This is a genomic window from Streptomyces xanthii, assembly GCF_014621695.1.
GTDB lineage: Bacteria > Actinomycetota > Actinomycetes > Streptomycetales > Streptomycetaceae > Streptomyces > Streptomyces xanthii.
The window spans coordinates 6,725,598-6,745,942 of the sequence record NZ_CP061281.1; the positions used below are offsets into that span (position 1 = coordinate 6,725,598).

Here is a 20,345-nt window from a genome sequence, read left to right on the forward strand (position 1 = left end):
TTAGATGAAACAAGGCTGTTGCAGTTCTGCTGATTACTGCTACCTTCTCATTCCAGTTGGCCCCGTCGGGTCAATGGACGCAGAAGACCCAGTTGCCGTCGGCCGAAGGAGAACACCGTGCACAGCACCGCCCTCGTCACCGGAGCGTCGTCCGGGCTCGGCGCCGAGTTCGCCGCGCAGCTCGCGGCCCAGGGGCACGACCTGGTCCTCGTCGCCCGCTCCGGCGACCGGCTCACCGCCCTCGCCGAGCGGCTGACCGCCGAACACGGCGTCCGCGCCCACGTGGTGGTCCAGGACCTCGCCTCGCCGGACGCGGCCCGCCGCGTCACCGACCAGTTGGCCGCCCGCGGACTGAGCGTCGACCTCCTGGTCAACAACGCCGGCTTCGGCACCTGCGGCCGCTTCGAGGAGATCCCGGAAGAGCGCGACCACGACCAGCTCATGGTCAACGTCGTCGCGCTCGTCGACCTCACCCACGCGCTGCTGCCCGGCATGCTGGAGCGCGGCCGCGGGGCGGTCCTCAACGTCGCCTCCAACGCGGCCTTCCAGCCGTCCCCCTACTTCGCCGTCTACGGCGCGGCCAAGGCGTTCGTCCTCAACTTCGGCCTCGCCCTGCGCCAGGAGTACCGGGGCCGCGGCATCCGCGTGCTCACGTTGTGCCCCGGCCCCGTCGAGACCGCCTTCTTCGACACCATCGGCACCCGCCGGGCCGCCGTCACCGGCTCCATGACGACCCCCGAGCCCGTCGTCCGCGCCGCGCTGCGCGCCCTGGAACGCGACCGTGGCTACGTGGCCCCCGGGCTGAGCAACACCCTGGGCGCCCACCTCACGCCGCGCCGCCCCCGCACCCTGGTCGCCGCCATCGCCGAACGCATCACGCGCAAGGTCCTCGCCGGCCCGGCCACTGCCTCGGCCCTCTCGGGGCGCGCGGCGTGAGGCCGGGACGCCGGCGGCGCCGGACGGCTCCCGCCGGGGCTCAGCTCTCGGGCCGCAGGAGGCCGCGTTCGTACGCCTTCCTGAGGTGCTGCGGCACGAGACGGGTGACCCCGTCGACGGTCACCGGGACCAGGGGCGGGGTGCTCGCCTTCCACCGGGCGCGGCGGTGACGGGTGTTACTGCGGGACGTCTTGCGCTTGGGGACTGCCATGAAGGATCCAATCGTGGGAGTGGCGGTACGGATCGGGTGAGGGTCAGCGGCCGGCGTAGGGGAGCAGTGCCATCTCGCGGGCGTTCTTGACGGCCGTGGCGATCTGGCGCTGCTGCTGCCGGCTGACCCGGGTGACGCGACGGCTGCGGATCTTGCCCCGGTCGGAGACGAACGTCCGCAGCAGATCGGTGTCCTTGTAGTCGATGTGGGTGATGCCGGCGGCGTCGAGCGGGTTGGGACGGTTCTTGCGGGCGGGTGCGAGCTTGCCGGTGCGGGCCATGGGGGTCTCCTCGGTGTGGTGGGGCGGGTCAGGCGGCGTCGAGCAGGTGGTCGAAGCCGGTGGGGCGCGGCAACGCGGCCGGGCCCGAGGCGAGTTCGTCGTCGGTGAGCAGGCAGGAGTCGAGCAGCGAGAGCAGCCCCGTCCGGTCCAGATCGGGTGAGGTGAAGACGAGGTGCTGGCAGCGGTCGCCGTGCTCGGGATGCCAGTCGAGGGCGGCCGCGGTGCGGCGTTCGGCCGGCATCAACTCCCAGGCGGCGTCCGGCAGCGCGGCCATCCAGGGCCCGGCGTTCTCCACGCACAGGGCACCTCCCGCGGCGTCCCAGGCGAGCAGACTGTCGGGCCGGTCCGCGAGCCAGAACCGTCCGCGGCTGCGGGCCGCCGCACAGCACAGGTCCTCCAGGGCCTCGAAGAGGCGACCGGCGTGGAACGGGCGGCGGCGCTGCCAGACCAGGGTGCTGACGCCCTGCTCGTCACAGTCGTGGGGGAGCCGGGCACAGGCCGGATGCTGCGCCGCGGCCGCCGCGCCCACGTCGAATCCGGCGAGCGCGGCGCCGCCCAACCTCCCCGACTCCACGCGGACATGGGTCGCCGTGGGGTGGAGCTGGCGCAGGAGCGCGAGGTCGTCGAGCCCGGCGTCGGGGCTGTCGGTGACGGCGAGGACGGGGGCGTACTCCAGCTGCCGCGCGAAGGTGTCGGCGACCGTGCGCCGGTCCGTGGCGGCCGCGGCGAGCCCCGCCTCGGCGAGGTCGTCGCCGTTGGTCAGGCAGGGCAGGACGAGAGCGGGGTCGACGGCCGTCAGCACGTTCGCGAGGCGGAACACGTCGTGGCCGTGCGCGGCGACGACCTCGGCCATGGCACGCGGCTCCACGGAGTCCCACAGCTCCACGATCGCCAGGCGGGTCAGTCCGCTGCCGGCCAGCCGCTCCAGCTCGGGCACGAGGTCCTCGCGCAGGGCGCAGCAGGCGCAGTCGTTGACGAGGGGCGTCTCGCCCCAGGCGGTCTCGCCCGTGGCGTCGCGGACGCCGCGGCGCACCGTGCCCGTCGGTCCCGCGGACAGGTCGTGGTGCAGGGCGACGCTGCCGGGCACCTCGCGCAGCAGCCGTTCGACCGCGGCGCGACGGGCGTCGGTGTGCAGTCCGCCGACGATCACCACCGGCATCAGGGGTTCTTCGATAGGGGTCATGGCGGGTAGCATACGACAATGATTTCCATTATCGGTAAGCCGCGGTGCGGCCGGCCGATCCAGAGAGAGGCAGCATCCGTATGTCCGCGCACTGCCAACTGACCGGCGCCCGGCCGGTCTTCGGCAAGAAGATCTCCCACTCGCACCGGCGCACCTCACGCCGCTTCGACCCCAACATCCAGAACAAGCGCTACTGGCTGCCCAGCGAGGGGCGCCACGTCCGGCTGCGGCTCAGCGCGCGCGGCATCAAGACCGTGGACGTCATCGGCGTCGAGGCGGCCGTCGCCCGGATCCGGGCCCGAGGGGAGCGTGTCTGATGGCGAAGAAGAGCAAGATCGCGAAGAACGAGCAGCGCAAGCGGATCGTGGCCCGGTACGCGCTGCGCCGCGCCGCGTTGAAGGCCGTCCTGGCGTCCCCGCGCGCGACGGACGACGAGAAGGCCGCCGCCCGCACGGAGCTGCGCCGCCAGCCCCGCGACGCGAGCGCCACCCGCGTCCGCAACCGCGACAGCACCGACGGCCGCCCCCGAGGCCACCTCCGCAAGTTCGGCCTCTCCCGAGTGAACGTCCGCACCCAGGCCCACGCGGGCCACCTCCCCGGCGTGACCAAGTCGTCCTGGTAGCGGGGCTGATGGGGCGGGGTGGCGTCTTTGCGCCGCTCCGCCCCGGTGCCGGTCGCGGAACCGGCGCCGTGTCGATGAGTCGGTCGGTGCCCACCGTGGCGAGAGGTCGGCGCGACCCTTGCCGTTCTCCGGGGAGAGTGAGTGGCCCGCTCTGTTCGAGGAGGTCGGTATGGGGATGTGGGGGTAGGTGCGGAGTCGGTCCTTGGGGTGTTGGGGCCCCGTATAGCCTGGGCGGATGCTGGATGAAGTCGCTGTGAAGCGGTATGTCGTCCCCCTCCGTGAGGGGGGCTCTCTGCCGGGGCTCGTCGAGGCCGAGGATCTCGCGTCGTACGTCATGAAGTTCACCGGTGCGGGGCAGGGGCGCAAGACGCTGGTCGCCGAGGTGGTCTGCGGGCGGCTCGCGCGGGCGCTCGGGTTCCGGGTGCCGGAGCTCGTCGCGCTGGACCTCGACCCGGTGATCGGACTGGGTGAGCCCGACCCCGAGGTGCAGGGGCTCATCAAGGCGAGCGGCGGCACGAACCTCGGGATGCGGTACCTGTCCGGCGCCCTCGGGTTCGACCCGCTCGCATACGGCGTGGACCCGCTGGAGGCCGGCCGCGTCGTCTGGTTCGACGCGCTGATCAACAACGTCGACCGCTCCTGGCGCAACCCGAACATGCTGGTCTGGCACGGCGACCTGTGGCTCATCGACCACGGCGCCAGCATGATCTGGCACCACAACTGGCGGGGCGCCCCGGCCTGGGCCGACAAGCCGTACGACGCGAGCGACCACGCCCTCGCCCGGTACGCCCCCGACATCGCCGCGGCCGCCGCCGAACTCGCGCCGCGCGTCACCGAGGCGATGCTCGCCGAGGCCGTCGCCGACGTGCCCGACGTGTGGCTCACGGACGAGCCCGGATTCGACTCGCCCGACGCCGTGCGCCGCGCCTACGTGGAGACGCTGCACGCGCGCGTGGCCACGATCCACGAACGCATCGCGCTGCCCGAGGGCGGCGCGGACCAGGCCCGGCCGAGCGCTCCGGGCTGGCTGACCCCGGGAGCCGGCCGATGAGCGAGCGCGACGTCTTCGAGTACGCCCTCCTGCGTGTGGTGCCCCGCATCGAGCGCGGCGAACAGATGAACGCCGGCGTGGTCGTGTACTGCCGCGCCCGGTCCTTCGTCGCCGCCCTCACCCACCTGGACGAGCGCCGCCTCCTCGCCCTCGACCCCGAGGCCGACGTGGCCGGCGTGCGCGCCCTCCTCGGCGCGATCGAGCGGCACTGCGAGGGCGGCGCCGCCTCCGGGCAGGCCGCGGACGACGACGCGGGCCGCCGCTACCGCTGGCTCATCGCCCCGCGCTCGACGGTCGTCCAGCCCGGCCCCGTGCACACGGGTCTGACCGCCGATCCGGCGGCCGAGGCCGAGCGGCTGCTCGACCAGCTCGTGCGCTGAACGGCGCGTCCACGGCCCGCTTCCGGCAGCCGTCCGGAGGCGTGAGTGATCAGGGGCACGCGGTGGGTACGTTGACACCGCGTGCCAGGGCTTCTAGCGTCACCCGCACAAGGTACTAAGCGGTCGCTCACCCGCACCGGAGCGAAGCGGCCGACCTCTAGGGCGAGGAGACCGAACAGCATGTCCACCACTGAGCAGCGCGTAGCGATCGTCACCGGAGCGGCGCGCGGCATCGGCGCCGCCACCGCGATCCGTCTGGCCCAGGAGGGCCGCGCCGTCGCCGTGATCGACCTCGACGAGGCCGCCTGCAAGGACACCGTCGAGCAGATCACCGCCGCCGGTGGCAAGGCCCTCGCCGTCGGCTGCGACGTCTCCGACGAGGCGCAGGTCGAGGCCGCCGTCGCGCGTATCGCCGACGAGCTCGGCGCTCCCACGATCCTCGTGAACAACGCGGGCGTGCTGCGCGACAACCTCCTGTTCAAGATGAGCGTCTCCGACTGGGACACCGTCATGAGCGTGCACCTGCGCGGCGCGTTCCTGATGTCCAAGGCCGTCCAGAAGCACATGGTGGAGGCCAAGTTCGGCCGCATCGTGAACCTGTCCTCCTCCTCGGCGCTCGGCAACCGCGGCCAGGCCAACTACTCCGCCGCCAAGGCCGGTCTGCAGGGCTTCACCAAGACCCTCGCCATCGAGCTCGGCAAGTTCGGCGTCACCGCCAACGCCGTCGCCCCCGGCTTCATCGTCACCGAGATGACCAAGGCCACCGCCGAGCGCGTCGGCATGGGCTTCGAGGACTTCCAGGCCGCCGCCGCCACCCAGATCCCGGTGCAGCGCGTGGGCCGCCCGGACGACATCGCCAACGCCATCGCGTTCTTCACCGGCGAGGCGGCAGGCTTCGTCTCCGGCCAGGTCATGTACGTGGCCGGCGGCCCGCTCAACTGACCCCGGAGGCAACCGACATGAGCACCACCGAACTCCCGCCGCTCTCCGGCAAGGTCGCCCTCGTCACCGGCGCCAGCCGCGGCATCGGCTACGGCGTCGCCGAGGCCCTCGTCGCGCGCGGCGACCGCGTCTGCATCACCGGTCGCGGCGAGGACGCCCTCAAGGAGGCCGTCGAGTCCCTCGGCGCCGACCGCGTCATCCACGTGGCGGGCAAGGCCCACGACGTGGCGCACCAGGCCGTCGCCGTCGAGCGCACGATGGAGGCCTTCGGCCGCGTCGACTACCTGGTGAACAACGCCGGCACCAACCCGGTCTTCGGCCCCATCGCCGACCTCGACCTCGACGTGGCCCGCAAGGTCTTCGAGACCAACGTCGTCTCGGCGCTCGGCTTCGCCCAGCAGACCTGGAAGGCCTGGCAGAAGGAGAACGGCGGCGCGATCGTGAACATCGCGTCGGTCGCCGGCGTCTCCGCCTCGCCCTTCATCGGCGCGTACGGCATCAGCAAGGCCGCCATGATCAACCTGACGATGCAGCTCGCCCACGAGTTCGCCCCGATGGTGCGGGTCAACTCGATCGCCCCGGCGGTCGTGAAGACCAAGTTCGCCGAGGCCCTGTACGAGGGCCGGGAGGCCGAGGTCGCGGCCTCCTACCCGCTGGGCCGGCTCGGCGTGCCCGAGGACATCGGCGGCGCCGCCGCGTTCCTCACCTCGAGCCAGTCCGACTGGATCACGGGTCAGACCCTGGTCGTCGACGGCGGCATCTTCCTCAACGCCGGCGTCGGCTGAGAACGATGAAAAGGGCGTCGGCTGACAACGGCTGACAAACGTCCTCGCACTTGAAGAGCCCCGCCGGAACAAGCGGTTCAACCGGCGGGGCTCTGCGATATGGTCTGCCGACCCCTTGGCATGTCCGATCGAGGAGCGTGCGCGTGTTCAAACGGTTGCTTGCCCCCCGTACGTTGGCGGCGACTGCGTCCATATCCCTGCTCGCCGGGTGCGGACTGATGGAATCAGGCGGCTCCGAGGATGCGGAGCCCATCGTCGTGGGAACGACGAGCGCGCCCAGCACGCTCGATCCCGCGGCCTCCTGGGACGGCTCCTGGGAGCTGTACCGCAACGTCTACCAGACCCTCGTCGCCTTCCCCTCCGGAGCCGCCCAGCCGGAACCCGACGCCGCCGAGTGCGCCTTCGAGGACGCCGCCAACCGCGAGTACCGGTGCACCCTGCGCGAGGACATGAAGTTCTCCGACGGCGACAAGCTCGACGCCGCCGCCGTGAAGTACTCCATCGACCGGATCCGCAAGATCGGGGTCAAGGGCGGACCCGTCGGACTGCTCGGCAGCCTCGACCGCGTCACCACCAAGGGCGACCGGGAGGTGACCTTCCACCTCAAGAAGACCGACGCCACGTTCCCGTTCGTCCTCGCCACCCCGGCGATGTCGATCGTGGACCCGAAGGAGTACCCGGCCGACAAGCTCCGCGAGGACGGCGGGATCACCGGCTCGGGGCCCTACACGCTCGACTCCTACACCGAGGGCGACAAGGCCGTCCTGGTGAAGAACGAGCACTACGACGGCTTCGCCGACCGCAAGAACGACGCCGTGACGATCCGCTACTTCGAGGACTCGGCCGACATGGTCGCCGCCCTCAAGGCGAAGAAGATCGACGCGACCTTCCGCGGACTCGGCGCGTCCGACGTCGTCGACCTCCAGGCCAAGCACGGCTCCGAGGGCCTGCAACTGGTCGAGGGCGCGGGCACCGAGATCAGCTACCTCGTCTTCAACCCCAAGGATCCGTGGGCCGGCAAGCGCGCCGTGCGCCGGGCCGTCGCCCAGGTGATCGACCGGGGCGCCATCGCGCACGAGGTCTACCGGGACACCGTCGAGCCGCTGTACTCCATGGTCCCCAAGGGCCTCACGGGCCACACCACGGACTTCTTCGACGACTTCGGCGACCCGAGCGCCACGAAGGCCGCCGGGATCCTGTCGGACGCGGGCATCACCACGCCCGTCCCGCTCACCCTCTGGTACACCACGGACCGGTACGGCTCCCAGACCGCGCCCGAGTTCCAGGAGATCAAGCGGCAGCTCGAGGAGTCCAAGCTCTTCAAGGTGACGCTCAAGAGCCGGCCCTGGAAGACCTACGAGGCGGGCTACCGCGAGGGCGAGTACCCGGTGTTCGGCCGCGGCTGGTTCCCCGACTTCCCCGACGCGGACAACTTCATCGCGCCGTTCGTCGGCCAGGAGAACGCCCTGAGCACCCCGTACCTGTCGCCGGAGATCACCGACCGGCTGCTGCCGCAGTCGCGCCAGGAGAGCGACCGCGGGGCCGTGGTGCGGCAGTTCGAGCGGGCGCAGCAGATCATGGCGCAGGACGCGCGGCTGCTGCCGCTGTGGCAGGGCAAGCAGTACATCGCGGCCAGCGACGAGATCTCCGGCGGCGAGCGGGCCCTGGACCCGTCGACGATCATGATGATGTGGGAGCTGTCCCGCAAGACCAGCTGGTGAGCGAGGTCCGCACGGGATCCCCGGCGCCGACTGTCAGTGGGCGCCGGTAGGTTCAGGGGTGTTGTCGAACCGGCCGGGCGCGGGCTTCTCCGCGCCCGGCCGGGCAAGTGACCGTACCCCGGAGGTTGTTGACGTGACCGACACCGCGATGCTGCCCGAGTCCTGGCGCGGCGTCCTCGGCGAGGAGCTGCAGAAGCCCTACTTCAAGGAGCTCACCGAGTTCGTCGAGGAGGAGCGCGCGAAGGGTCCCGTCTACCCGCCGCGCGACCAGGTCTTCGCCGCCCTCGACGCGACGCCGTACGACAAGGTCAAGGTCCTCGTCCTCGGCCAGGACCCGTACCACGGCGAGGGCCAGGGACACGGTCTGTGCTTCTCGGTGCGGCCCGGCGTGAAGACCCCGCCGTCGCTGCGGAACATCTACAAGGAGATGCAGGCCGAGCTCGGCACCACCATCCCGGACAACGGGTACCTGATGCCGTGGGCCGAGCAGGGCGTCCTGTTGCTCAACGCGGTGCTGACCGTCCGGGCCGGCGAGGCCAACTCGCACAAGGGCAAGGGCTGGGAGAAGTTCACCGACGCCGTGATCCGCGCCGTCGTGGACCGCCCGGACCCCTGCGTCTTCGTCCTGTGGGGCAACTACGCGCAGAAGAAGCTCCCCCTCATCGACACCGAGCGGCACCTCGTCGTGAAGGGCGCCCACCCCTCGCCGCTGTCCGCGAAGAAGTTCTTCGGCTCCCAGCCGTTCACGCAGATCAACGAGGCGGTCAAGGCCCAGGGCCACGACCCGATCGACTGGCAGATCCCCGATCTGGGCTGAGCCGTGCCTGCCGGGGATCGCGGGCGGCGGCCGTTAGCGTCGACGGGTGTGCGCCGCACGCGATCGGGGACAGCGCTTGGAGGAGCCAGTGGCACAGCAGCGTGAGCAGGCGGCGGACGACGCCATGATGACCCGCATCGGGCAGGTGGTCATGCTGGCCCACGCCGGTGACCGCGAGGAGGCGCGCGACCGCTTCCTCGGCCTGTGGGCGGAGATCGGCGAGTACGGCGACCCCCTGCACCGCTGCACCCTCGCGCACTACATGGCCGACACGCAGGACGACCCGGACGACGAGCTGGCCTGGGACCTGCGGGCGCTGTCCGCCGCGGACTCCCGCACCCGGGGTGGGGCCGCCGCGCACGAGGGGTCGCTCGCGCTGCGCTCCCTGTATCCGAAGCTGCATCTCAGCCTCGCGGCGGACTACGTGAAGCTGGGCCGGCCCGGCGCCGCCCGCAGCCATCTCGCCCGGGCCCGGGCCGGGCTCGGAGCGCTGGGCGACGACGGGCACGGCCAAGGGGTGCGGGCGGAGCTCGCCCGGCTCGAGCAGCGGGTCGCCGCGCTGCCCGAGGACGGGGACGAGGGGGGTGGGCGGCCGGGCGGGGAGCCGCTCGGGCCACCGCGGCGGGGGTTCTGACGGGGCCTCCGGCGGGGCGGGGCATGGGGTGGGTGCCACGTGGGGCTGTTGTTCGGCTGCGGCTCCGGTGGGGGCTGGTCGCGCAGTGCCCCGCGCCCCTGAAATGCATGGCGCTTCGCGCCGCATTTCCCCGATGCGTCAGCGCTCGATGGAGATGGCGCACGAAGTGCGCATCTCCAGGGGCGCGGGGAACTGCGCGACCAGCCCCCACGGCGCAGCAGCCCGGGTCGACGTCAGGTGGTGGTGGGGGTGGGGGGCCGGTCAGCCGCCGTAGACGTCGCGGCAGATCGCCGACTGGGGGCTGTCCGGGCCCCAGCCGCCGTAGCGGCGGCCCAGGGCACAGACGTCCGTCTGGGCCGGGGGCTTCGGGGCGGGCGGGGGCTCGGCCTCGGCGCGCGGCGCGGGTACGCGCGGGGCGGGCTGCTCCGGTGGAGGGGCGGCGTGCCGGGCGGGGGGAGGGGACGGCGCGGAGTGCGGCTTCGACGGGTGTGGTGAGGCGCCGGTGCGCCGCATGCCGTCGCCCGCCGGGGTCTGGGTGATCGGCCGTTCGGCCCGGCCGTCCGGGCGGGGTTGTGGCGCGGTCACCGACGGGGACGCGGGCCGGTCCGGGACATCGGGCGTGGACACACTCATGCAGCCGGAGGAGGCCGCGGCGGAGACGGCCGCGGCCGCCGTGAGCAGGAGCGAGGCGGGAGTGATCTTTCTGGGCACCCGCGCCACTCTGCTGGACGCCGGGACGCGGACGGAACCGTGGACGCCGAGGATGCCCCGCACGGGTGACGCGGAGGGCGCGGAGGTGCCGCGAGCGCGCGGCCCGGAGCGGCTCAGGAGGTCCGGCGCGGATCCGGCCCGCCGAGCATGCCGTGCAGCAACTCGCCGTAGCCCTCGCGCAGTTCCGCCAGGCTCGGCACCGACGCGTGGAACGTGCCCGCGACGCAGCAGAACATGATCCCCTCCGTCCACGCGACGAGGGAGAGTGTGTGCCGCGCGGGATCCGGCGAGCCCGCGGCACGCAGCAGCTCCGTCAGCGGCCCGCGGAACTGGCGGCCGGTCTCGTCGAAGAACGTGCGCAGCTCCGGGCGCCGTGTCGCCTCCAGGGCCAACTCGTAGCGGCAGACGAGCAGTTGCGGATTCCGGGTCAGATAGCGGTGCAGGGCCAGCGCCATGCCGTCCACGAGGGCGGGCAGGCCGCCCGCCGGTGAGGGCAGCTCGTCGATCGCCAGGACCTGGGCCTCGCGCTCCGCCAGCCGGCGCAGCGTCACCTCCAGGAGGGCGAGCCGGGTGCGGGCGTGGTTCGACGTCGACCCCTGCGGCAGCCCCGCCGTCTCGTCGACGGCCCGGTGCGTCAGACCCCGCATGCCGCGTTCGGCGAGCAGGACCAGGGCGGCGTCGGCGATGAGGTCGGCGCGGGACGGCCGCGCGGCGGACGGTTCGGCGGGGGCGGGGCGGTTCATGGTCGGCAATCTATCGCGATGACTACACCTGTAGTCGAACGCACTACAGGTGTAGTACGGTCGGGCGGAGGGCTCACTACAGATGTAGTGGGCGTGAGCTTCTGGCTTCTGTTCTTCTGTCGCACGGGGAGGCGTCATGACATCGGCCGAGGACACCGCCTTGGTGGTCGGCGGCGGGATCGGCGGGCTCACCGCCGCCCTGGCCCTCCATCTGAGCGGCCGGCGCGTGACCGTGCTGGAGCGCGCCGAGGAGCTGAAGCCCGTGGGCGCGGGCATCGCCCTCGCGCCCAACGCCCTGCGCGCGCTGGACGTGGTCGGCCTCGGGGACGAGATCCGCGACCTGGCCGCGTGGACGGGCGCGGGCGGACTCATGACGCCGGGCGGCCGCTGGCTGTCCCGCTCCGACGCGCGGCGCGCGGAAGAACGCTTCGGCGGTCCGCTGGTGCTGCTGCACCGCGCCACCCTCATCGACAAACTCGCCTCCCGCCTTCCGCACGGCACGGTGCGCACCGGCCGCGCCGCCCGCCTCACCGACCCCGGCGATCCGGCCGATCCGGGCCGCCCGGCGCGGGTGACCGCGGACGGGGAGGAGTTCGCGGCCGGCCTCGTCGTCGGCGCCGACGGGGTCCGCTCCGCCGTGCGCGGCGCGCTCTTCCCCGGCCACCCCGGGGTCACGTACGCCGGATTCACCACCTGGCGCGTCCTCGTGCCCGCGCTCGGCCGGCCCTTCGTCCAGCACGAGAGCTGGGGGCCGGGCCGGCTCTGGGGCACGCATCCCTTCGCGGACGGCACCGTCTACGCGTACGCCGCGGCCATGACCCCGGCCGGAGGCCGGGCGCCCGGCGGTGACGAGAAGGCCGAACTGCTGCGCCGGTTCGGCGACTGGCACGATCCGATCCCCGCGATCCTGGACGCGGCCGAACCCGACCGGGTGCTGCGGCACGACGTCCACCACATCACCGAGCCGCTGCCCGCCCTCCACCGCGGCCGGGTCGCCCTCCTCGGCGACGCCGCGCACGCCATGGCGCCCACGCTCGGCCAGGGGGGCAACCAGGCCATCGAGGACGCCGTCGTCCTCGCCCACCACGCGGCCCCCGGCCGCGCCCCGGACCTGGCCGGCTACACGGCGGCCCGCCTCGCCCGCACGAGCGGGATCGTCCGCAGGTCGGCGGCCATCAGCCGGTTCAACATGATGCGCAACCGGCCCGGGATCGCCGTGCGCAACGCGGCGATCCGCGCCGTCGGCGCCCTCGGGCCCGCGCTGCTGCTGCGCGGCATGGACGGCATCGCCGACTGGCGGCCCCCGCAGGCCGCCCCGTACCCGGACGGGCGCCGGGAGCGGGTCTGACCTGGCGCGTCTATGCTGCCCGCAGGGAGTCCGGGCCATCATGGGCCCGGGCGAGCGGGGACAGAGGAGCGCGGGCACGTGAAGGTCGGCTGCATCGGACTCGGGGACATCGCGCAGAAGGCGTACCTGCCGGTACTCGGCGCCCAGCCCGGGATCGAGCTGCATCTGCAGACCCGGACGCCCGCCACCCTCGACCGCGTCGCGGACACGCTGCGGCTCCCGCCCGAGCAGCGGCACGCGGACCTCGACGCGCTGCTCGCGCAGGGGCTCGACGCCGCGTTCGTGCACGCCCCGACCTCGGTGCACCCCGAGATCGTCACGCGGCTCCTCGAGGCCGGCGTCCCCACGTACGTGGACAAGCCGCTCGCCTACGAACTCGCCGACTCCGAGCGGCTCGTGCGGCTCGCGGAGGAGCGGGGGGTCGGACTCGCCGTCGGCTTCAACCGGCGCTACGCCCCCGGATACACGCAGTGCGCCGACCATCCGCGCGAGCTGATCCTCATGCAGAAGAACCGGGTCGGGCTGCCCGAGGAACCCCGGGCGATGATCCTCGACGACTTCATCCACGTCGTCGACACACTGCGCTTCCTCGTGCCGGGCGTCGTCGACGACATCACGGTACGGGCGCGGGTCGTGGACGGGCTGCTCCACCACGTCGTGCTGCAGCTCGCCGGGGACGGGTTCACCGCGCTCGGGGTCATGAACCGGCTCAGCGGCTCGGCCGAGGAGATCCTCGAGGTGTCCGGCGAGGACAGCAAGCGGCAGGTGCTGAACCTTGCGGAGGTCATCGACCACAAGGGACAGCCGACGGTTCGGCGGCGGGGGGACTGGGTGCCCGTGGCCCGTCAGCGGGGCATCGAGCAGGCCGTGCTGGCGTTCCTCGACGGGGTGCGCGGTGGGCATGTCGTGAGTGCGCGGGACGCGCTGGCCACGCATGAGCTGTGCGAGCGGGTCGTCATGGAGGTCAGCCGCATCGGGCGGTGAGGCGTGCGGTCTCGTCGTCCGCTGCGGGCCGTTGGGGGCTGGTCGCGCAGTTCCCCGCGCTCCTTGGCCGCATCGGAGGTGAGCCTTGCCGCCTCGTCGCGGGCCGCGGGCCGGTGGGGCTTCTCGCGCAGTTCCCCGCGCCCCTGGACGGCACACTTCGTGCGCCCCAGGGGCCCCGGAGTTCCCGGCGGCTTCAGCGGACGGCGCCGGGGACTCCGGGGCGGGTCGACGGGGACGCCGAGGGGCGCCGCGACCTGCGGAGCAGTTCCGCCGCGCCGAGGGCGACCAGCACCGCGACGGCGCCGTGCACCGGCCAGTCCCCGAACCGCACGTACAGCGTCGTACCTTGAGCCGTAGGCACGTCGAAGACGCGGGCCGCGCTCGCCGACGTCCCCAGCCACGCGCCCGCCCGCGCCCCGTCGGGCCCGTACACCGCCGACACCCCGGTCAGCGTCGCGTGCACCATCGGGCGCCCGGTCTCCGCCGCCCGCACCGCCGCCAGGGACGCGTGCTGCTCCGGTGCCCAACTGTGCTGGAACGACGACGTCGACGACTGGGCGAGCAGCACCTGTGCCCCGTCCTGCGTCAGCTTCCGCGTCATGTCGGGGAACGCGGACTCGAAGCAGACCAGGGGCCCGACCCGCAGGGCGCCGCCACCGTTCCCGTTCCGCACGTCCATGACGACCTGCCGGGTGCCCCGCATGCGGTCCTCGCCCGCCGCCCTGCCCACGGACGTGGCCCAGCCCAGCAGCCCGCGCGCCGGCACGTACTCGCCGAACGGGACGAGCCGCATCTTGTCGTAGCGTGCGCCGGTCGGCCCGTCGGGCCCGATCAGCACCGAGCTCTTGTAGATGCCCTGGGCCCCTGAGCCGTCCGACGCGGGGCGCCGCGCGTCCACGTTGACCAGCACGTCCGCGCCCACCGCCCGGGACAGCGCCGCGATCCGGCGGGCCAGGTCGGGGCGTTCGGTCAGGTCGTAGCCGACGCTGCTCTCGCCCCACACGACCAGGTCGACGTCCTGTCCGATCAGCTCCCGGGTCAGTGCCTCCTCGCGGTCGAAGCGGCGCTCCGCGCTCGCGTCCCCGGTCACCGTCCCGGCCTGCACCACCGCGATCCGTGTCCGCCCGTCCGTCTCGGGGCGCGGCGCCCAGGCCCACGCGGCCCCCGTCACGGTGATGGTCGCGACGAGCCCCGCCACGGCCGGCGTACGCGCCTCACGGGCCACGAGCAGCACCACGATCGCCGTGTTCACCGTGACCACCAGCAGGCTCACCAGCCACACCCCGCCCACGGACGCGAGCCGCAGCGCGGGCACCACCTGCCACTGGCTGGACCCGAGCAGGCCCCACGGCCCGCCCAACCCCTCCCAGGAGCGCACCAGTTCCACCATCAGCCAGCCCGAGGGCACGGCGACGAGCGCGGCCGCCGCCTGCCCCGGTGTGGGCGTCCCGTGCAGCAGCCGCCGCAGCAGCAGCCCCCACGGCGCCCACAAGGCGCCGAGCAGCGCCGCGATGACGACCGTGAACACGTGCAGACTCGGCAGCAGCCAGTGGTGCACGGCGAGCATGAACCCGAGGCCGCCGAGCCAGCCGTCCAGGGCGGCCCGGCGCGGTGTGTCCGCCGAGCGCGCCAGCAGCATCCACGGCACGAGCGCGACGTAGGCGAACCACCACAACGACGGCGCGGGGAACGCCAGCGCCGGCAGCGCGCCCGCCCCGGCCGCCGCCCCGCCCCGCCACCAGGGCGACACGTCGAGCCGCCGCCGCCAACCCACCATGGGCCGCGCCTCCGTCCTCGTACGAGACCTGCAGAGGTCCCTTCAGTGTGCGCGCCCCGGGCGATCAACGACAGTGGGCCCGGCGGCGCGGGTCAGGAGCCGCCCGGGGCGCTCGCCGCGCGCTCCGGCAGGCGGCGCCACTTCTCGTGCACGGTGACCCGGTGCAGACGCCAGCCGGCGTGCGTCCTGACCAGGTCGAACGCGTAGCGGCCGCCGCACTCGAAGTCCGGGGCCGTGCCGTCGCCGGGGAACCGCATCGGGTTGATGTAGTCGGCCTGGACCAGCGCCTCGTCGCCCACGTCGCGGTCGAGCCGGCCGAACCGCACCCGGCGGTTGACGATCAGATGCTGCCGCATCGGGAACAGCTCCATCGTCTCGGACAGCCAGCGCGCGATCTCCTCCGCACTGCCCTCCACGCCGCCCGCCGTGCGGTAGTCGGCGCGGCCGCCGGGGGCGAACAGGGCGCGGTACGCCGCCCAGTCGCCGTCGTCCACGGCCACCGCGTAGTCGGTCACCAGCTCGTCGACGGCGAGCCGGTCGAGGACGGTCGCGAGTTCCACACGCTGCGTCATCGGATCAGTGTCGAGTGTGCGGTGAGCGGATCCAAGAGGCGTGCGCCGACCGGACGTTGAGGCGTGGAACTTTTGCGACACCGGGTCCGTTACGGTGGCCCGCATGTCAGCTGAACCGAACACGACGGCATCCGCGGCGGTCACCGGACCGGTCACCGCCGACGACGTCGCCCAGGCCGTGCGGCTCGCCGTGACCACACTGCGCCCCGCCGCCGCGGCCGACTGGGACGCCCCCGCGGGCCCTCTCACCTGGACCTGCTGGGAGACCGGCGAACACCTCGCCGACGACCTCTTCTTCTACGCCGCGGGCATCGGCTCCCTGAGCCCGAGAACCGAACCCGGCGATCCCTACGGCGGCGACCGGCGCCGCCCCGAGGGTCCGTTGAACACCGTCACGGCCGACCGCGAGGGCGGAGCCGAGGCCATGTTCCGCACACTGGAGGACTGCGGCGGGCTGCTCGTCGCCGTGGTGCGGGCCACGCCGCCGACTGCCCGCGGCCACCACGTGTTCGGCGTCAGCGACCCCGAGGGCTTCGCCGCGATGGGCGTCGTCGAGACCCTCGTGCACACCCACGACCTCGCACTCGGCCTCGGAGTCCCCTTCGAGGCGCCCGCGGACCTGTGCGCCCGCTCGCTGCGCCGCCTCTTCCCCGACGTGCCGCGGGACACCCCGCCCTGGCCGACCCTGCTGTGGGCGACGGGCCGCGGCGACCTGCCGGGTCACGCGCGCCGGACCTCGTGGCGCTGGTACGGTGCGCCCGGCGCGACGTGATCATCGTCCTGAGGGACCGCACCCCGTCCGGGAGGACTCCTTGACCCGCCCCCGCACCCTCGTCACCGGCGGCAGCCGCGGCATCGGCGCCGCCACCGCGCTGCGCCTCGCGCACGACGGCCACGACATCGCGCTGTCCTACGTCAGCGACAAGGACGCGGCCGAACGCACCGCGGACGCCGTGCGCGACGCCGGCGCCCGCTGTGTCGTCGCCCGGGCCGACACCTCCCGGGAGGCCGACGTCGAGCGACTCTTCGACCTCGCGCAGGCCGAACTCGGCGCGCTCACCGGCCTGGTGAACAACGCGGGCGTCACCGCCCCGCTCGGCCCGCTCGCCGACACCAGCACCGACGACCTGCGCCGCGTCGTCGACGTGAACGTGCTCGGAGTCCTGCTCTGCTGCCGCCGCGCCGCCCGCGACATGGGCGCCGCCGGCGAAGGCGCCATCGTGAACGTGTCCTCGGCCGCCGCCACCCTCGGCAGCCCCGGCGACTACGTCCACTACGCCGCCTCGAAGGCCGCCGTCGACACCATCACCCTGGGCCTCGCCAAGGAGCTCGGGCCGCTCGGCGTACGGGTCAACGCGGTGGCGCCCGGCATCATCGACACGGAGATCCACGCGGCGAGCGGCGACCCCGGCCGGGCCGCGGCCGCGGCGCCCGGCATCCCGCTGCGCCGGCCCGGCACGGCGGAGGAGGTCGCGGCGGCGATCGCCTGGCTGCTCTCGCCCAGCGCGGCGTACACGACGGGCACGGTGCTCAGGGTGGCCGGCGGGCGCTGACCCGCACGGCGCGGGCGCGGGCCCGGTCAGGCGGCCTCCGGGACCTCCGACCGGGTCGCTTCCGCCCACTCGGTGACCAGCAGCGCGTACTGCGCCCGCTGCTCCGCGGTCAGGCGGCCCCCCGCCCGCAGCCACAGGCTGCGGATCTGCTCGTTCACCTCGTCGGCGGACCGCGAGGGACGGGAAATGACAGGCGGCATGTGCCAAGGCTACGTGCGCGCTGCCCGGTTGGGAACCCTGAGCGAGCGTTCGAGTGCGCCAAGTGATCGAATGTGAGCGGGAGTTGACGGTTCGGGGTGCACGGGGCGGTCGGCCCGCCGTGCCGGCACTCCGCAGGTCACGGCCGTCGTGCCCTCGTAGGGTGGAAGCGCACGCGACGGTCGTCCCGAGCCGTCGACTTCCGTGGAGGACGTCATGCCCGAGACCGAGCCCGCCGGTGACGACCGGGGCGCGCTCATGAGCACCGTCTTCGGCCACATGGCCGCCCAGGCCCTTGCCGCCGCCGTACGCCTCGGCGTCGCCGACCGGCTCGGCGACCACCCCCGGGACGCCGCCGACGTCGCCGCGGACCTGGGCACCGACCCCGACGCCACCCGCCGGCTGCTCCGGGCCCTCGCCGCCTCCGGACTGGCCACCGAGTCCCGGCCCGGCGCCTTCGCCCTGACCGCCCGAGGGGCCCTACTGCGCACCGACCGCGCGGACTCCATGGCCGACTTCGTGCGGATGTTCCTGGACCCGGCGATGATCGGCTCCTGGGCCCGGCTCGACGAGAGCGTCCGCACTGGCGGGCCCGTCTTCGCCGACCTGTTCGGCACGGACTTCTTCGGCCACCTCGCCGCGCACCCGGAGCTGTCCCGGGCGTTCAATGCGTCGATGCGTCAGGGCGGCCGTGCCGCCGCCGCGCTGCTGCCCGCGGTGCTCGACCTGTCCGGCGCCCGCTCGGTCACCGACGTGGGCGGCGGCGACGGCGCTGTGCTCGCCGCCGTCCTGTCCGCGTACCCGGGGCTGCGGGGCGTGCTGTTCGAGACGCCGATGGCCGCCGCCGACGCGGGGCCGGTCCTCGAAGCCGCCGGAGTCACCGACCGCTGCACCATCGTGACCGGCGACTTCTTCGCCTCCGTGCCCGCCGGATCGGACGTCTACCTGCTCAAGGGCGTCGTTCACGACTGGGACGACGACCGGGCCGCCACGCTCCTCGGCCACGTCCGCGCCGTGCTGCCGGCCCACGGCCGGATCCTGGTCGTCGAGGTCGTGCTTCCGGACACCGTCGACGGGACACAGCCGCCCATGATGTATCTCGGCGACCTGAACATGCTGGTCAACGTGGGCGGGCGCGAGCGCACCGAGGCGGAGTTCCGGGCGCTGTGCGCGCGGGCGGGACTCGCCGTGACGAGAGTGACGCGGCTGCCGGAACCGGTGGGGCTCTCGGTGATCGAGGCGGTCCGGGCCGTTCAGGCCGTCCAGGCCTGAGGTCAGCCCGCCGACTCGGCCGCGTGCGGGCTCAGGACACCCAGCGACACGAGGACGAACAGGGCGATGCCGAGCGCGATCCGGTAGTAGACGAACGGCATGAAGCTCTTCGTCGAGATGAACTTCATCAGCCAGGCGATGATCGCGTAACCGACGCCGAACGCGATGACCGTGGCGAAGATCGTCGGCCCCCACGAGACGTGGCCGCCCTCCGTCGCGTCCTTCAGCTCGAAGACGCCCGAGGCGAGCACCGCGGGGATGGCCAGCAGGAACGAGTAGCGGGCCGCCGACTCGCGCGTGTAGCCGAGGAAGAGGCCGCCGCTGATGGTCGCGCCGGACCGGGAGACGCCCGGGATCAGCGCCATCGCCTGGCACAGGCCGTAGATCAGACCGTCCTTGACCGACAGGTCCTTGAGCTCCTTGCGCGAGCGCACGGCGCGGTGCCGGCCGCCCAGCTCGTCACGCGCCGCGAGCCGGTCCGCGATGCCGAGCACGACGCCGAGCACGATCAGCGTCGTCGCCGTCAGACGCAGATCACGGAACGGGCCCTCGATCTGGTCCTTGAACGCGAGGCCCAGCACGCCGATGGGTATGGAGCCGACGATCACCAGCCAGCCCATCTGGGCGTCGTGGTCGCCGCGCAGCGTCTTGTCGGTGAGCGACCTGAACCACGCCGAGATGATCCGTGCGATGTCCTTGCGGAAGTAGATCACCACCGCGGTCTCGGTGCCGAGCTGGGTGATCGCCGTGAAGGCCGCCCCCGGGTCGTGCCAGCCGGCGAACGCGGCGGTGAGCCGCAGATGGGCGCTCGACGAGATCGGCAGGAACTCTGTCAGCCCCTGGACGAGTCCGAGAATGAATGATTCGAACCAAGACATGAAGGAGAGACGCGATCCAGGTGACGGGACGGAAGACCGGTTCCCGCGAACGCGGTCCGGGCACGGCGAGGCGCACCCGCATGGGTCGCGGGCGAACGCGGGGGCAGCGTAGCGCCCGAAAATGACGGGCCTCCCACGGGGTCGCGTCCCCCGTGCGCGGACCCGCCCCGAGTGTCCGGAATGTACCGGCGGCGGCGCGGACGCGCGGGTGCGCGGGTGCCCGGGTGCGCGGTCAGGCGGCCTCGGGGCCCGACGTCGTCCAGCCCGGCGCCTGCGGGTGGGCCCGCAGGTCCTCGTGGCGCACCGCCTCGCCGCACTCGGCGCAGGTCACGACGGGCCGCAGGTCGTGACCGCAGCCGTGCTCGATCACCATCGGGCGGTCGTCGCGCAGATGGCGGTCGCCCCAGGCCATGAGCGTCATCAGCACCGGCTCGAGCTCCAGGCCGGCCTGGGTCGGGCGGTACTCGAAGCGCTGCGGCCGCTCCTGGTAGGCGACCTTCTCCAGGATCCCGGCCTCGACGAGCCGCTTGAGGCGGGCGGCCAGGATGTCGCGCGGCGCCCCGATGTTCCGGACGAGCCGGTCGAAGCGGCCGTTGCCCAGGCACACCTCGCGGAGCACGAGCAGGGAGTGCTTCTCGCCGACCACGGCCAGGGTGTCGGCGATCGAGCAGGGGCGCGGGTCCTTGGCGGCAGCTGGCATGCGGCCAGTGTAGGGGCCGCCACAAGGAAGGGTTTGATTTCCAAACT

At 73.2% G+C, this 20,345-nt stretch carries 25 protein-coding genes; 15 read left to right on the forward strand and 10 right to left on the reverse strand.

Annotated elements, in window-relative coordinates; all coding sequences use genetic code 11:
• Positions 1 to 117 precede the first annotated feature (117 nt).
• Positions 118 to 936, forward strand: coding sequence for an SDR family NAD(P)-dependent oxidoreductase (locus IAG42_RS30340; protein WP_188340140.1), 819 nt, complete (start codon positions 118 to 120; stop codon positions 934 to 936).
• A gap of 40 nt (positions 937 to 976) precedes the next feature.
• Here the strand turns inward: IAG42_RS30340 and rpmF are convergent, their stop codons facing one another.
• From rpmF to IAG42_RS30355, 3 genes are read right to left on the reverse strand one after another with little or no spacing between them, the layout of a single operon-like run.
• Complete coding sequence (gene rpmF, locus IAG42_RS30345) at positions 977 to 1,147, reverse strand: 50S ribosomal protein L32 (RefSeq protein WP_188340141.1); 171 nt, start codon at positions 1,145 to 1,147, stop codon at positions 977 to 979.
• A 43-nt stretch (positions 1,148 to 1,190) separates the two neighbouring features.
• A complete protein-coding gene (rpsR, locus tag IAG42_RS30350) occupies positions 1,191 to 1,427 on the reverse strand; it encodes a 30S ribosomal protein S18 (RefSeq protein WP_188340142.1) in 237 nt (78 codons plus the stop codon).
• Between the two features lie 28 nt (positions 1,428 to 1,455).
• Positions 1,456 to 2,610 carry a GTP-binding protein gene (locus tag IAG42_RS30355; protein ID WP_188340143.1) on the reverse strand — a complete coding sequence of 385 codons (1,155 nt, stop codon included), beginning with the start codon at positions 2,608 to 2,610 and terminating at the stop codon, positions 1,456 to 1,458.
• Between the two features lie 80 nt (positions 2,611 to 2,690).
• Between IAG42_RS30355 and rpmB the strand changes: the two genes are divergently transcribed.
• The 9 genes from rpmB (at position 2,691) to IAG42_RS30400 (ending at position 9,562) form a co-directional block, all read left to right on the forward strand.
• A complete protein-coding gene (gene rpmB, locus IAG42_RS30360) occupies positions 2,691 to 2,927 on the forward strand; it encodes a 50S ribosomal protein L28 (RefSeq protein ID WP_188340144.1) in 237 nt (78 codons plus the stop codon).
• Positions 2,927 to 3,232 carry a 30S ribosomal protein S14 gene (gene rpsN, locus IAG42_RS30365; RefSeq protein ID WP_188340145.1) on the forward strand — a complete coding sequence of 102 codons (306 nt, stop codon included), beginning with the start codon at positions 2,927 to 2,929 and terminating at the stop codon, positions 3,230 to 3,232. The genes rpmB and rpsN overlap by 1 nt, the downstream gene beginning before the upstream one ends.
• Before the next feature lie 235 nt (positions 3,233 to 3,467).
• Positions 3,468 to 4,283 (forward strand): HipA family kinase, encoded by an 816-nt coding sequence (locus IAG42_RS30370; protein WP_188340146.1) that lies wholly within the window; start codon positions 3,468 to 3,470, stop codon positions 4,281 to 4,283.
• Positions 4,280 to 4,663, forward strand: a complete 384-nt coding sequence (locus tag IAG42_RS30375) for a DUF3037 domain-containing protein (protein ID WP_188340147.1) — start codon at positions 4,280 to 4,282, stop codon at positions 4,661 to 4,663. The genes IAG42_RS30370 and IAG42_RS30375 overlap by 4 nt, the downstream gene beginning before the upstream one ends.
• Positions 4,664 to 4,843: 180 nt before the next feature.
• Positions 4,844 to 5,605, forward strand: a complete 762-nt coding sequence (fabG, locus tag IAG42_RS30380) for a 3-oxoacyl-ACP reductase FabG (protein WP_188340148.1) — start codon at positions 4,844 to 4,846, stop codon at positions 5,603 to 5,605.
• Positions 5,606 to 5,622: 17 nt separating this feature from the next.
• Positions 5,623 to 6,390, forward strand: a complete 768-nt coding sequence (locus tag IAG42_RS30385) for an SDR family oxidoreductase (protein WP_188340149.1) — start codon at positions 5,623 to 5,625, stop codon at positions 6,388 to 6,390.
• A 218-nt stretch (positions 6,391 to 6,608) separates the two neighbouring features.
• On the forward strand, positions 6,609 to 8,111 hold the full coding sequence (locus IAG42_RS30390) for an ABC transporter substrate-binding protein (protein WP_223206214.1): 1,503 nt from the start codon (positions 6,609 to 6,611) through the stop codon (positions 8,109 to 8,111).
• Between the two features lie 133 nt (positions 8,112 to 8,244).
• Complete coding sequence (locus IAG42_RS30395; RefSeq protein WP_188340151.1) at positions 8,245 to 8,928, forward strand: uracil-DNA glycosylase; 684 nt, start codon at positions 8,245 to 8,247, stop codon at positions 8,926 to 8,928.
• An 88-nt stretch (positions 8,929 to 9,016) separates the two neighbouring features.
• Complete coding sequence (locus IAG42_RS30400) at positions 9,017 to 9,562, forward strand: hypothetical protein (protein ID WP_188340152.1); 546 nt, start codon at positions 9,017 to 9,019, stop codon at positions 9,560 to 9,562.
• A gap of 261 nt (positions 9,563 to 9,823) precedes the next feature.
• Here the strand turns inward: IAG42_RS30400 and IAG42_RS30405 are convergent, their stop codons facing one another.
• Entirely contained in the window at positions 9,824 to 10,273 is a 450-nt protein-coding gene (locus IAG42_RS30405) for a hypothetical protein (protein WP_188340153.1), read from the reverse strand.
• A 113-nt stretch (positions 10,274 to 10,386) separates the two neighbouring features.
• Complete coding sequence (locus tag IAG42_RS30410) at positions 10,387 to 11,016, reverse strand: TetR/AcrR family transcriptional regulator (protein WP_188340154.1); 630 nt, start codon at positions 11,014 to 11,016, stop codon at positions 10,387 to 10,389.
• A 136-nt stretch (positions 11,017 to 11,152) separates the two neighbouring features.
• On the opposite strand from IAG42_RS30410, the gene IAG42_RS30415 reads away from it, so the two are divergent.
• Both IAG42_RS30415 and IAG42_RS30420 read left to right on the forward strand, forming a co-directional pair.
• Entirely contained in the window at positions 11,153 to 12,364 is a 1,212-nt protein-coding gene (locus IAG42_RS30415) for an FAD-dependent monooxygenase (protein ID WP_188340155.1), read from the forward strand.
• Positions 12,365 to 12,442: 78 nt separating this feature from the next.
• On the forward strand, positions 12,443 to 13,348 hold the full coding sequence (locus IAG42_RS30420) for a Gfo/Idh/MocA family protein (protein ID WP_188340156.1): 906 nt from the start codon (positions 12,443 to 12,445) through the stop codon (positions 13,346 to 13,348).
• Between the two features lie 193 nt (positions 13,349 to 13,541).
• Here IAG42_RS30420 and lnt read toward each other — a convergent pair whose 3' ends face one another.
• Positions 13,542 to 15,125, reverse strand: a complete 1,584-nt coding sequence (gene lnt, locus IAG42_RS30425; protein WP_188340157.1) for an apolipoprotein N-acyltransferase — start codon at positions 15,123 to 15,125, stop codon at positions 13,542 to 13,544.
• A 92-nt stretch (positions 15,126 to 15,217) separates the two neighbouring features.
• Positions 15,218 to 15,697, reverse strand: coding sequence for a nuclear transport factor 2 family protein (locus tag IAG42_RS30430; protein ID WP_188340158.1), 480 nt, complete (start codon positions 15,695 to 15,697; stop codon positions 15,218 to 15,220).
• 103 nt (positions 15,698 to 15,800) lie between these two features.
• Between IAG42_RS30430 and IAG42_RS30435 the strand changes: the two genes are divergently transcribed.
• Positions 15,801 to 16,469 carry a hypothetical protein gene (locus tag IAG42_RS30435; protein WP_188340159.1) on the forward strand — a complete coding sequence of 223 codons (669 nt, stop codon included), beginning with the start codon at positions 15,801 to 15,803 and terminating at the stop codon, positions 16,467 to 16,469.
• A gap of 40 nt (positions 16,470 to 16,509) precedes the next feature.
• Entirely contained in the window at positions 16,510 to 17,250 is a 741-nt protein-coding gene (locus IAG42_RS30440) for an SDR family oxidoreductase (protein ID WP_188340160.1), read from the forward strand.
• A gap of 26 nt (positions 17,251 to 17,276) precedes the next feature.
• Here the strand turns inward: IAG42_RS30440 and IAG42_RS30445 are convergent, their stop codons facing one another.
• Positions 17,277 to 17,450: a hypothetical protein gene (locus tag IAG42_RS30445; RefSeq protein ID WP_188340161.1), complete on the reverse strand. Its 174-nt coding sequence runs from the start codon at positions 17,448 to 17,450 to the stop codon at positions 17,277 to 17,279.
• 214 nt (positions 17,451 to 17,664) lie between these two features.
• Between IAG42_RS30445 and IAG42_RS30450 the strand changes: the two genes are divergently transcribed.
• Positions 17,665 to 18,720, forward strand: coding sequence for a methyltransferase (locus tag IAG42_RS30450; RefSeq protein WP_188340162.1), 1,056 nt, complete (start codon positions 17,665 to 17,667; stop codon positions 18,718 to 18,720).
• A 2-nt stretch (positions 18,721 to 18,722) separates the two neighbouring features.
• Here IAG42_RS30450 and IAG42_RS30455 read toward each other — a convergent pair whose 3' ends face one another.
• Complete coding sequence (locus IAG42_RS30455) at positions 18,723 to 19,598, reverse strand: undecaprenyl-diphosphate phosphatase (RefSeq protein ID WP_188340163.1); 876 nt, start codon at positions 19,596 to 19,598, stop codon at positions 18,723 to 18,725.
• Positions 19,599 to 19,830: 232 nt separating this feature from the next.
• A complete protein-coding gene (locus IAG42_RS30460; protein WP_188340164.1) occupies positions 19,831 to 20,298 on the reverse strand; it encodes a winged helix-turn-helix transcriptional regulator in 468 nt (155 codons plus the stop codon).
• Positions 20,299 to 20,345 lie beyond the last annotated feature (47 nt).

Excerpts from the sequence above, each read along its gene's own strand:
- rpmF (WP_188340141.1), bottom strand. The coding sequence starts at position 1,147 with ATGGCAGTCCCCAAGCGCAAGACGTCCCGCAGTAACACCCGTCACCGC.
- rpsR (WP_188340142.1), bottom strand. The coding sequence starts at position 1,427 with ATGGCCCGCACCGGCAAGCTCGCACCCGCCCGCAAGAACCGTCCCAAC.
- IAG42_RS30355 (WP_188340143.1), bottom strand. The coding sequence starts at position 2,610 with ATGACCCCTATCGAAGAACCCCTGATGCCGGTGGTGATCGTCGGCGGA.
- rpmB (WP_188340144.1), top strand. The coding sequence starts at position 2,691 with ATGTCCGCGCACTGCCAACTGACCGGCGCCCGGCCGGTCTTCGGCAAG.
- rpsN (WP_188340145.1), top strand. The coding sequence starts at position 2,927 with ATGGCGAAGAAGAGCAAGATCGCGAAGAACGAGCAGCGCAAGCGGATC.
- IAG42_RS30370 (WP_188340146.1), top strand. The coding sequence starts at position 3,468 with ATGCTGGATGAAGTCGCTGTGAAGCGGTATGTCGTCCCCCTCCGTGAG.
- IAG42_RS30375 (WP_188340147.1), top strand. The coding sequence starts at position 4,280 with ATGAGCGAGCGCGACGTCTTCGAGTACGCCCTCCTGCGTGTGGTGCCC.
- fabG (WP_188340148.1), top strand. The coding sequence starts at position 4,844 with ATGTCCACCACTGAGCAGCGCGTAGCGATCGTCACCGGAGCGGCGCGC.
- IAG42_RS30385 (WP_188340149.1), top strand. The coding sequence starts at position 5,623 with ATGAGCACCACCGAACTCCCGCCGCTCTCCGGCAAGGTCGCCCTCGTC.
- IAG42_RS30390 (WP_223206214.1), top strand. The coding sequence starts at position 6,609 with ATGGAATCAGGCGGCTCCGAGGATGCGGAGCCCATCGTCGTGGGAACG.
- IAG42_RS30410 (WP_188340154.1), bottom strand. The coding sequence starts at position 11,016 with ATGAACCGCCCCGCCCCCGCCGAACCGTCCGCCGCGCGGCCGTCCCGC.
- IAG42_RS30415 (WP_188340155.1), top strand. The coding sequence starts at position 11,153 with ATGACATCGGCCGAGGACACCGCCTTGGTGGTCGGCGGCGGGATCGGC.
- lnt (WP_188340157.1), bottom strand. The coding sequence starts at position 15,125 with ATGGTGGGTTGGCGGCGGCGGCTCGACGTGTCGCCCTGGTGGCGGGGC.
- IAG42_RS30430 (WP_188340158.1), bottom strand. The coding sequence starts at position 15,697 with ATGACGCAGCGTGTGGAACTCGCGACCGTCCTCGACCGGCTCGCCGTC.
- IAG42_RS30435 (WP_188340159.1), top strand. The coding sequence starts at position 15,801 with ATGTCAGCTGAACCGAACACGACGGCATCCGCGGCGGTCACCGGACCG.
- IAG42_RS30445 (WP_188340161.1), bottom strand. The coding sequence starts at position 17,450 with ATGCCGCCTGTCATTTCCCGTCCCTCGCGGTCCGCCGACGAGGTGAAC.
- IAG42_RS30450 (WP_188340162.1), top strand. The coding sequence starts at position 17,665 with ATGCCCGAGACCGAGCCCGCCGGTGACGACCGGGGCGCGCTCATGAGC.
- IAG42_RS30455 (WP_188340163.1), bottom strand. The coding sequence starts at position 19,598 with ATGTCTTGGTTCGAATCATTCATTCTCGGACTCGTCCAGGGGCTGACA.
- IAG42_RS30460 (WP_188340164.1), bottom strand. The coding sequence starts at position 20,298 with ATGCCAGCTGCCGCCAAGGACCCGCGCCCCTGCTCGATCGCCGACACC.